This is a genomic window from bacterium, assembly GCA_027622355.1.
In the GTDB taxonomy this organism is placed as follows: domain Bacteria; phylum UBA8248; class UBA8248; order UBA8248; family UBA8248; genus JAQBZT01.
Genome location: JAQBZT010000078.1, coordinates 1 through 10,279 on the forward strand (window position 1 = coordinate 1; position 10,279 = coordinate 10,279).

Genomic DNA, 10,279 nt, shown 5'->3' on the forward strand with positions numbered 1-10,279 from the left:
GAGATCCATCTCCTGAAGGCGAACTCGATGTAGCGCTCCTGGATTCCGGTCTTCTCCCGGGCGAGGAACCCCATGACCACATCGAGGTCGGGCGTGGAGACGCGTATCTTGCCCCCCGGCTTCAGGACGCGGAAGCACTCCCCCATCATGTAGCGGGCTTCCGGAAAGGAGAGGTGTTCTATCAGGTGCTCGCAGAAAATATAGTCGAAGCTGTCATCCGGAAAAGGGAACCGCCGGCAGGCATCGAGGTACACAAAACGGCTGTCTTTTGGCGAGAAATCCGTGTTCAGCCAGTCATCGAGGGCGGCGTGTCCGGCGCCGATCTGCAGCTTGCGCACCGGGTGCGCGCGGAGATAGGCGTTGATTTTGCCGGTGCGAATCGCGCGGCAGAAGAGGCACCACAATTGCCGCTTCACCCACCGGACGCCATTTTCGATGAAGATGAAGTGGCGAAAGAATTTTTTGACCCGCTTTGAACTGATCATGGCTACCCGCGCGTTTTATGTTTCCCCGGTGTTCTCCCGGCCAGAACTGTGAATGGCGGCCACGATACCGCAAAACCCGACGGAGGACGCCCAGCGGAAAACCTCTCGTCAAAGCGCGCTTCAGGCCGGCACCCTGCCGCCGCACAGACGTCATCCTCCTGGAGCGCGGCGGCCGGCCACGGGGGCGGAAAAACTAGATAAAATGGCGGAAATAGCGCCCGAGCAGAAATGCGATGGGCTTGCCTTCTTGCAGCCAGGGCATGATGAGGTCGCCGAGGACATCCCACCAGAGCATAAACGCCGCAAAACCGGCCAGGTTGGAAAAGCCATGATTGCGGGAGAAGGACTTCCAGTCAAAGCTCCAGGATGGGCATGGATGCGGGATCCTCATCGGGAGCCACCGCGCGACACGGGCGCAGTATGCGTCATAGGCCGCCCCATGAATCACTCGAAGATGCGCTTCCTCCCGCTGCACGCGGTAGCGGAACACCAGGAACGCCAAGAGCGGAAAAAGAACGGCCACCCATGCATAACCCATTGCCGCCCCCACGCCGGCGGCCAGGAGAATGTTTGCGATATAGAGCGGGTTCCGGGAGAAGGCGTAGGGGCCCTTCATGGCCAGAACGGCTTTCTTCTTCTCCATGTTCCCGAGAGACCAGCAGCGCAACAAAACACCCAGAGCCAACAAGACGATGCCCAAGGTCTTCGGCTCTTTTTGAGAGAACACCGGAATGAGCAGCGCGGCGTTCGTGGCGACAAGGACCCGGTAGTGGTTCCAGTGCAGCCGCTTCCTGAAACCCATCAATTTTTCCCTCTCGTGACAACACGCAGGTTCATGCCCATCCGCTCCGGGAGGGGCCCGTATACAGCGAAAAAGAAGACAGAAAACCTCCGCTCAAGATGCCACACTCTGGAACGCATCGTCAAAATACAGGGTCAGGACGACACCCAGCCGCCGCCGAACATGATGTCACCCTCGTAGAACACCGCGGCCTGCCCCGGCGCCACGGCGCCCAGCGCGGCGGGATCCTCGGGCACCACCTCGGCGAAACCCTCCGGCAGGAGCCTGACCCGGCAGGCGGCGGGGCGCTGGCGGTGGCGCACCTGAACGAGAAGGCGCGCCCCCTCCTCCGGGATCGGGACCGACCAGGCGACCCGCTCCGCGAGAAAGCGCTCGCGGCGGAGTTCCTCCCGCCCGCCGATCACCACCGTGGCCGCCCCGGACTGAAGCTCCAGCACATAGCGCGGGGCGCCGCCGCCCAGGCCGATCCCCTTGCGCTGGCCGACGGTGAAGTTCGTGATCCCGGGGTGCGCACCCAGGGCCCTCCCCTCCCGATCGACGATGGGGCCCGGCTGATCGATTCCGGGCCGCTCGCTCTGCAGAAAGGCGCGGTAATCGTCCTTGGGGACGAAGCAGATCTCCTGGCTCTCGGGCTTCTCGGCGGTAGGCAGCCCCAGCCGCCGGGCGATCTCCCGTGTCTGGCTTTTCTCGAAGTCGCCGAGGGGGAATATCGCACCGGCAAGCTGCGCCTGGCTCATCCCGAAGAGGAAGTAGGTCTGATCCTTCTCGCGGTCGGCGCTGCGCCCCAGGGTGAGGCGGCCGTTTTTTTCCACGAGGCGCGCATAGTGGCCCGTCGCCAGCTTCTCCGCCCCGAATCCCCTGGCCTTCTCGGCCAGATAGTCGAACTTCACCACCTGGTTGCAAGCCACGCAGGGGACCGGCGTGCGCCCCCGGGCGTACTCTTCGATGAAATTTTCGATCACCTGCTCGCGAAACGCCTCGCGCACGTCCAGCACATAGAACGGGATGCCCAGCTTCGCCGCCACCGCGCGGGCGTCGGCCAGATCGCGCGGGGCGCAGCAGCCCCGGTGGAAGGATTCGGTCACCGGCCGATCGGCGAGGCGGAGCCCCACCCCCACGACCTCATGGCCCGCCTCGGCCAGCAGCGCGGCGGCCACCGAACTGTCCACCCCGCCGCTCATGGCGACGACCACCCGCTCACCCATTGCCGCCCGCCCTTCTCTTTCGTGGAAAACCTGCGGAAAACCGTGAAAAATCTGTGGGAGGAAGGAAAACGGCAAGCCGAATCGCCCGCTTCCGCTCCCGGGGCAATTTATACCCCAGCGGAGAAGAAACCTCCAGATAATCCCGGAGTGCTTTCGGGAATCGGCGCGGCAGATGCGGGATGGGGAGGCGGGGGGCTAGACGCCCAGGTAGAACTTCTTGATCATCTCGTTTTCCGCCAGCTCTTTTGCGTCCTTGCCCTCAAACTCAATCTGGCCGTGGACGATGATGTAGCCGCGATCGGCGATCTTGACCGCCTGGTTGAAGTTCTGCTCGGCCATCAGGACGGTCAGGTTGTACTTTTCCTTCAGCTCCTTGATCTTGGCGATGACGCGGCTCACCAAAATGGGGGCGAGCCCCACAGAGGGCTCATCCACCAGCAGGATCCTGGGCGCCGACATGAGGGCGCGGGCCACGGCCAGCATCTGCTGCTCGCCCCCGCTCATGCTGCCGGCGAGCTGGTGCTTGCGCTCCTCAAGGATGGGGAAGGCTTCGAAGCAAAACTCGATGTTCCGGCCGATATCCTTGCGGGCCGCGGGCCGGTAGGCGCCCAGGAGGAGATTCTCCTCGACGGTCAGCAGCGGGAAGAGCCGCCGGCCCTCCGGCACGAGAGCGACTCCCAGGTTGACGATCTCCTCCGGCGTCTTGCCCGCCAGATTGATACGCTCGCCGTCGATCTCCAGGTAAATTTCTCCGCTGGTGGGCGGGATAATGCCCATGATGCACTTGATCAGCGTGCTCTTTCCGTTGCCGTTCGTGCCGAGGAGGACGACCGTCTCGCCGTCGTTCACCTCGATCGAAACCCCGTGCAGCACCTGGACGGAGCCGTAGCCCGCCTCCAGATTGTTGACGACCACTCTATTCGCCAAGATAGGCCCTTTCCACTTCTTTGTTGTTGACGATTTCGTCCGGCTTCCCTTCGGCGATCTTCTGGCCCGCGTCGAGAACCACGATACGCTCGGAGAAGTTCATCACCGCACGCATGATGTGTTCGATCATGATGATGGTGATTCCCCCCTCGTTCAGCTTGAAGAGAATCTCGAGGATGCCGTCCACCTCGTTGGCCGAGAGGCCCGCCATCGCCTCATCGGAGATCAGCAGCTTCGGTTTCGCCGCCATGGCCCGCGCCAGCTCCAGCTTGCGCATATCGATCTGCGTCAGATCGGCGGGATACAAGTTCGCCCGGTCGGCCAGGCCGATTTGATCGAGGATGTCCATCGCCTCGGCGACGACATTGCCTCCGTGCGATTTGGCATGGGCCGTGTACTCAAGCGGAATGCAGAGGTTCTCGCAAAGGGTCATGCTGGTAAAGGGCTTGGGAATCTGGAAGCTGCGGGCAATACCGCGGCGCGTCCGCTGGTAGGCGGGCAACACGCCGATGTCCTCCCCGGCGAAAAGAATCTTGCCGCCGTCGTTCCGCAGGGCGCCGGAGATGCAATTGATCAAGGTCGTCTTGCCCGAGCCGTTCGGGCCGATCAGGCCGAAGCGCTCGTTCTTGTTCACGTGCAGGCTGACCTCAGAGAGGGCGTGAAAGCCCCCGAAGCGCTTCGTCACGCCCTGGATATCGAGAAGCGTCTCGCTCATCCGCCTGCCCTTCCCGCGACCCGGCCGCGCAGCTTCCGCAGCAGGCCCACAATGCCCTCGGGAGCGAACACGACGAAGCCGACCAAAAGGCTTCCCACAATGAGCAGGTTCATCTCCGCCGAGAGGGTGACGATCGCGATCTGCTGCGCCGTCCCGACGAGGACGGCGCCGATCACCGGGCCGAGCCAGGTCGTCGTCCCGCCGATCATGGGCATCGCCAGGCTGTTGACCGCATAGTCGAGGTGGAAAGCCGATGTCGGCTCGATGTAGACAACGAAGTAGGAGAACGGCGCACCGACGATGCCCATCATCGCTCCGCTCAGCGTGGTCGCAAAAAGCTTGAGCTTGAGAATCGGCACCCCCATGCACTCGGCCGCCTCCTCGTTGTCGCGGATCGCGGCCATTCCTCTTCCCACCCAGGAGTTTTCGATCAGCCAGGCGACAATTACCGCCGCGACGGCGAGGGCGGCCATGATGAAGAAGAGGAATTCATCGTAATTCGAGAAAAACGGGACGCTCCGGGGCTTGAGAATGGCCGTCCCCTTTCCGCCGCCCACATAATCCCAGTTCGAGACCACCATCTGGAGGACGACGGCCAGCGCCAGGGTGGCGATGGAGAAGAAGACCCCCCTCAGCCGGAGGGTGAGATAGCCGATTCCCAGCCCCATCAGGCCTGACACCGCGCCCCCCGCGATGAGAAGCACGTACAGGGGCGGCTTCCAGGCGATGATCAGCGCCACCGCCGTATAGGCGCCCATGGCGAAGAAAGAAGCCGTCCCGAAGTTCACGTAGCCGGTATATCCCCCCAGAATGTTCCAGGCAGTCGCCAGGGCAATGTACTGGAGCACGACATAGGCGGCCTTGTAGTAGAACCGGTTCTCCATAAACACCGTGACGAAGAACGCGATCACGATCAGCGCGGCCGCCAGGAGCAAGAACCGTGTCTTTCCGTTCTTCAACGCACTACCTCCCGAACAGCCCAGAGGGCCGGACCGCCAAGCAAACGAGCAGGATACCGAATGACACGGCCAGCGACCACGAGGGGCCGAAAAACGAGGAGGTGAAACTCTCCGCGACTCCCAGGACCAAGGCGGCCAGCAGTGTGCCGCTCATGCTGCCCAAACCGCCCAGAACCGTCACGGCAAACACCCGTCCGATGTACTCGCGCCCGATGGTCGGCTCGACAGGACCGATCATGATGAGAAGGGCGCCCGCCATCGTGGCCGTCGCGATGCTCAGGCCGAAGGCGACGGTTTTGACACGGATGGGGTTGATGCCCATGAGGCGCACGGCCAGCGCGTCCTGCGCCACCCCCATGACGGCTCTTCCGAAAAAGGTCTTCTTCAAGAAGATGTACAGAGCGACCGAGACAAGTCCGCCGCAAAGGAAGGGGACGAAAAGCCGGTAGGCGATGCCGATCGGGCCCAGCTGGACGGATTTGCCGATGTAGTCGGCCTGAACCAGGCGGTAGTCCACCCCGAAGGTGATGATGAGAAGCACCTCGATCAAGAAGAAAAGGCCGAAGAAAAAGACCAGCCCGCGCAGGGACTCCGCCCCTGTCTTCTCGAAAACGTTGTAGTAGATCCGGTAGACGATGACACCCACAAAATAGAAAGGAACGGCGAAGAGCAGGCCCGCCAGGATGGGGTCAACCCCAAATTTCGAATTCACGTAGAAGGCCAGATACGACCCGGAGATAATAAACGCCGGGTGCGCGATATTCACGACATCCAGAAGACCGAATGAAAGGGAGAGCCCAACGCTGATCGCTGCGTAAAAGCCGCCGAGCAAAATACCGGCAATAAGTGCGTTCAAGAAAAAATCAACATTCACCATATTTCATCCCGCGGAAGCCGCACCGAGACCGGAGACCGCGCCATTTGCAGGCGCGGCCCCCGGCTCTCGAGAGCCGATCTTCCGTTATCTCGCTTTCTCGTATGGATAGATCAAGTTGCCGGATTTGTACTTTGGCGGATAGAGCACCACCATTTTACCGGGCATGGTGAACTCTTCCATCGAGTGGCCCTTGATGCCCTGGAGCTGGACCAATAACGTCCGGCCCTGCTTCCACTCGCCATTTTTCCCGAACTTCACGTCGCCCACGACGGTGGAGTGCGTGTTGTCCCGGATGTAGGCGCCCACCTTCGCCTGATCGAAGCTCTTCGTCGCCTTGATGGCGTCCCCCAGGACCTGCACGTAGGCATAGGCAAAGGGCGGAAGATAGTAGCCCAGCGGGTCAAGCTTCTTCGCGGGCGCCTGCTCCTGATATTTTTTCAGGAATTCGTTGATGCCCGGGAACTTCAGCGTCGGCTCCGGCGCCCAGAACCAGTAGTCCACGATCCCGTTGAGCAGCGGGCCGAGATTCATCTGGATGGCGGTGTACTGGAGACCCACCATGCCGCCGCCCCAGAGCTTCGGCTTCAGGCCGATCTCATTCGCGGCCTTGACGATGCCGATAGAACCGCCCGGGTAGGAGCCGACAAAGAACAGGTCCGGATTGGTGGCCTTCACCGCCCGGAGAATCGGGGTGAAGTCCGTCGTGCCGGGGAAGGGATACCGCTTGTCGTAGAGAATCTTGAGGCCGAGCCTTTTCGCGTGCTTCCGGCCGCCTACCACTACGTTGCGCGCGAACTCAGAGTCTGCCGAGAGGAACGCGATCGTCTTGGGCCGCGGCTTCTGCTTCATCGCGATCTCGAAAAAGCCCCTCGTCTGGTCCACAGCGGGATCCTCGCCCGACGGCATGATCTGGAAATAATTGTTGTATTTAAATCTGTGGTTGGCATCGAGGCCGAACAGGCTCATGAAGACCAAGCCGCGCTCCATGACGATCGGCAGCGCCGGAACGATCAGGTTGGTCCCGTAGGGCGAGACGACGAAGTCAACCTTATCGACATCGAGCAGCTTGGCATAGATGCCGGGCACGTTCGCGGGCTTGGTCTGATCGTCGTAGTACACCAGCTCGACCTTGCGCCCGAGAAGGCCGCCCTGGGCGTTCATATCGTCGCGCCAGATCTCCATGGCCAGCAGCGCGGCCTTGCCCGCCGGCCCCAGCGGCCCGGTCAGCGCCATGCTGAAGCCAATCTTTAGCGGCTTGGCCGCATCGGCAACGGGAGCCGCCGCCAGGCCGCCGGCCAAAACGGCAACCAGCGCGCCCAGCAAAACCCACCTGCAAACTCTGCGAGTCAGTTTTCTCACAATACTTCCTCCCCTATGTTGTTCACCGTGAATCCGCCGCTTCCTCCCCGCGGCCGGACACAACCTTTCAAAGTTACCTGAAGCATCGGGTGCACGTACAATACGCTTTGGGCACCGTTTTCGGATAACGAGATTCGAAAAGTATACGATTTTTGGGGCCAAAAACAAAACTTCCCATCTTATTGATTTCAGGCTATTTACTCTTTTATCGATCCGGCCCCTTCCCCTTCCTGCCCAAAACCATCTCTTGTCCCCCCCTCAAAAAAACGGGGTCCCCGAAGGGACCCCGCCTGATTCCGTCTGAGGGAATCTAACTCTTTTTGGGCTTTCGCGATGTTTTCCGCTTCACGGATTTCCCGGCCGCCTTCTTCGCGGCTTTCTTCACCTTCGCCAAATCGCCATTCTTGAGACGTTGGGAGAGCATGTACTTGTTCACGGCGCTGACGTAGGCGCGGGCCCCGGCCTCGACCGTATCAATGCTCGCGCTGTGGCCGGCCACCTGCACCCCATCGCTGAACTCGACCACCAGGTTCACCTCGGCCATCGCATCCCGGCCCCGGGTGACCGCCTGAACGGAAAAATCCTGGAGCGAGCCGTTCACCCCCACGATCTTGTTGATCGCGTTGATGGCCGCTTCGACCGGACCGTTCCCGTCGCCCGTCTCGGTGCGGGCGGTCGCGCCCTCCTTCAGGGTGATCGTCGCCTGTGAGGCGGGCTCGGTCCCGGTGGAGGTCGTCACCTGGAGATGCTCGATCTGGAAGTAGGTGTCTCCCTCGGAGGCCCGGCGCGCCTGAAGAAGCATGATGAGGTCCTCGTCGTAGACCTCCTTCTTCTTGTCGGCCAGATCGATAAACCGCAGATAGATGGCGGAAATCTCATCGCGGTCCATCTTGAAGCCGAGCTGCTCGTAGCGCTTTCTGAGCCCGGCGCGGCCCGAGTGCTTCCCCAAAACAAGGGTGTTCGAGGGCCGCCCCACCGACTGCGGCGTCATGATCTCGTAGGTAATCGCCTTGGAGATGACGCCGTGCTGATGGATGCCGGCCTCGTGCGCAAAGGCGTTCTTCCCGACAATCGCCTTGTTGGGCTGGACTTTCACCCCCGTCATCGCCGTCAGGAGACGGCTCGTGGGGTAAATCTCCTTCGTCTTGATGCCGGTCTTGAAATCGAGGACATCGCCGCGCGTCTTGAGCGCCATCACGAACTCCTCGAGCGAGGCGTTTCCGGCCCGCTCGCCGATTCCGTTGATGGTGCACTCTACCTGCCGCACGCCGCACTCGACCGCAACGATGCTGTTCGCCACGGCGAGGCCCAGATCGTTGTGGCAGTGGGCGCTGAAGATCACCTCATCGTAGGCGGGAATTTTCTCAAAGATGTGCTCCCAGAACCGCTTGAACTCGGAGGGAACGATATAGCCCACCGTATCGGGAAGATTCACCGTGGTCGCCCCCTCGGCGATGGCGATCCGCGCCGCCTCGGCGAGAAAGTCCCAGTCCGCGCGGGTGGCGTCCTCGGCGCTCCACTCCACATCGTCGCAGAGGCTCCGGGCGTGGCGCACGGACGCGGCCACCTCCTTGAGGAGCTCGGCCCGCGTCATCCGGAGCTTGTGCTTGAGGTGAATGTCCGATGCGGCGATGAAGGTGTGGATGCGGGGCCGCTTTGCGTGGCGCACCGCCTCCCAGCACCGATCGATGTCGCCCCGCGCCGATCGCGAAAGGCCCGCGACGGTCACCTTGGTCACCGCCTTGGCGACTTCCTTGACGGATTCAAACTCCTCGTTCGAGGCGATGGGAAAACCCGCCTCAATGATGTCCACGCCGAGCTTTTCGAGCTGGCGGGCGATCTCGATTTTCTGGAAATGATCCATGCTGCAGCCGGGGGACTGCTCCCCGTCGCGGAGGGTGGTATCGAAGATGCGGACCCGGTTGGTCTGCTTGGATTTCGATGGGGTTTTGCTTGGCTTGCCTGACATGACTCACTGGCTCCCAGGAAAAATGAAAAACATTTTCTCCGGCCGGGGGGCTGTATCCATTCGCCGCCCGCGCCGCGCGGAAGGGTCCTTTCGGACCCGGTTAAGAAACCGGCTCCTGGGCCGCCAGCGATATTTGGGGCGATCTGGATTCGCCCCGGATCCTCCTCTGATCCGACCGGTGCTTCAATTTTCGCTCCAAGGAGCCGGCCCTTGGGCAGGCCAAACCCCGAAAAATGCGGAGAGGCCTCCGCAATCACTTCTTCTTTTCTTATCGTCCAACCCGGCTCCGAGGTCAAGCCCAGGCCCCGAAAAATAGCGCAGAACCCATGATCTTCGGGGGTTTTTCCTACATCGCGCTCTGTCCCCCATCGAGCACCAGGGCGGCGCCCGTCATGTAGCTTGAGGCATCGCTCGCCAGGAACACCGCCGCCCCGGCCATATCCTCCGGCAGGCCGACCCGGCCCATCGGGATATGGGTCTTGATCATCCGCTCGCCCGCCTCGGACTCGAACATCCCCTGGTTGATGTCGGTGCGCACATAGCCCGGCGCCAGCGCGTTCACCCGGATCCCGAATCTCGCCCACTCGAGGGCCAGCGTCTTCGTCAGCTGGAGGAGCCCCCCCTTGCTCGCCGTATACGCCGAGAGCATCTTGACGCCGATCATCCCGGCCACCGAGGCCACGTTCACGATCACCCCGCTCTTGCGCTCGATCATCTGCTCCCCCACCGCCTGGCACATCAAAAACGCGCCCCGCAGATTCGTGGCCATCACCTCGTCCCAATCGGCCAGCGGCAGATCGACCGCCCAGCCCATGCCGCTCACCCCGCTGTTGTTCACCAAAATATCGACGGCGCCCAGCTCCCCGGTCGCCCGCCGGACCGCTTCCGTGACACTCTCGGGCAACGACAGATCGAGGGGGATGGCCGCTGCGGCGCGGCCCAGCGCGCGGATCTCGCCGGCCGCCGCCTCGAGCTTCTCCA

The 10,279-nt window shown here is 62.0% G+C and carries 10 protein-coding genes; all 10 read right to left on the bottom strand.

What is annotated here, in order from left to right; all coding sequences use genetic code 11:
• Positions 1 to 485: methyltransferase domain-containing protein (locus O2807_06345; protein ID MDA1000121.1), on the bottom strand; the 485-nt coding region annotated here is incomplete at its 3' end.
• Positions 486 to 678: 193 nt separating this feature from the next.
• A complete protein-coding gene (locus O2807_06350) occupies positions 679 to 1,287 on the bottom strand; it encodes an isoprenylcysteine carboxylmethyltransferase family protein (GenBank protein ID MDA1000122.1) in 609 nt (202 codons plus the stop codon).
• A gap of 134 nt (positions 1,288 to 1,421) precedes the next feature.
• Positions 1,422 to 2,492, bottom strand: coding sequence for a tRNA 2-thiouridine(34) synthase MnmA (gene mnmA / locus O2807_06355; GenBank protein MDA1000123.1), 1,071 nt, complete (start codon positions 2,490 to 2,492; stop codon positions 1,422 to 1,424).
• Positions 2,493 to 2,687: 195 nt separating this feature from the next.
• Positions 2,688 to 3,419, bottom strand: a complete 732-nt coding sequence (locus O2807_06360; GenBank protein MDA1000124.1) for an ABC transporter ATP-binding protein — start codon at positions 3,417 to 3,419, stop codon at positions 2,688 to 2,690.
• The gene (locus tag O2807_06365; GenBank protein MDA1000125.1) at positions 3,409 to 4,134 is read right to left on the bottom strand and encodes an ABC transporter ATP-binding protein; all 726 of its coding nucleotides are present in this window, start codon (positions 4,132 to 4,134) and stop codon (positions 3,409 to 3,411) included. Before O2807_06365 ends, O2807_06360 begins: the two co-directional genes overlap by 11 nt.
• Positions 4,131 to 5,093: a branched-chain amino acid ABC transporter permease gene (locus O2807_06370; GenBank protein ID MDA1000126.1), complete on the bottom strand. Its 963-nt coding sequence runs from the start codon at positions 5,091 to 5,093 to the stop codon at positions 4,131 to 4,133. The genes O2807_06365 and O2807_06370 overlap by 4 nt, the downstream gene beginning before the upstream one ends.
• A 4-nt stretch (positions 5,094 to 5,097) precedes the next feature.
• Positions 5,098 to 5,970 (bottom strand): branched-chain amino acid ABC transporter permease, encoded by an 873-nt coding sequence (locus O2807_06375; GenBank protein MDA1000127.1) that lies wholly within the window; start codon positions 5,968 to 5,970, stop codon positions 5,098 to 5,100.
• Between the two features lie 84 nt (positions 5,971 to 6,054).
• Positions 6,055 to 7,329 carry an amino acid ABC transporter substrate-binding protein gene (locus O2807_06380; GenBank protein MDA1000128.1) on the bottom strand — a complete coding sequence of 425 codons (1,275 nt, stop codon included), beginning with the start codon at positions 7,327 to 7,329 and terminating at the stop codon, positions 6,055 to 6,057.
• A 310-nt stretch (positions 7,330 to 7,639) separates the two neighbouring features.
• Positions 7,640 to 9,298 carry a 2-isopropylmalate synthase gene (locus O2807_06385; GenBank protein ID MDA1000129.1) on the bottom strand — a complete coding sequence of 553 codons (1,659 nt, stop codon included), beginning with the start codon at positions 9,296 to 9,298 and terminating at the stop codon, positions 7,640 to 7,642.
• A 346-nt stretch (positions 9,299 to 9,644) separates the two neighbouring features.
• A partial coding sequence (locus O2807_06390; GenBank protein MDA1000130.1) for an SDR family NAD(P)-dependent oxidoreductase occupies positions 9,645 to 10,279 on the bottom strand: 635 nt, incomplete at its 5' end.

What these genes read in the sequence shown, in the direction of transcription:
- O2807_06350 (MDA1000122.1), bottom strand. Translation starts at nt 1,287, where the DNA reads ATGGGTTTCAGGAAGCGGCTGCACTGGAACCACTACCGGGTCCTTGTC.
- mnmA (MDA1000123.1), bottom strand. Translation starts at nt 2,492, where the DNA reads ATGGGTGAGCGGGTGGTCGTCGCCATGAGCGGCGGGGTGGACAGTTCG.
- O2807_06365 (MDA1000125.1), bottom strand. Translation starts at nt 4,134, where the DNA reads ATGAGCGAGACGCTTCTCGATATCCAGGGCGTGACGAAGCGCTTCGGG.
- O2807_06375 (MDA1000127.1), bottom strand. Translation starts at nt 5,970, where the DNA reads ATGGTGAATGTTGATTTTTTCTTGAACGCACTTATTGCCGGTATTTTG.
- O2807_06385 (MDA1000129.1), bottom strand. Translation starts at nt 9,298, where the DNA reads ATGTCAGGCAAGCCAAGCAAAACCCCATCGAAATCCAAGCAGACCAAC.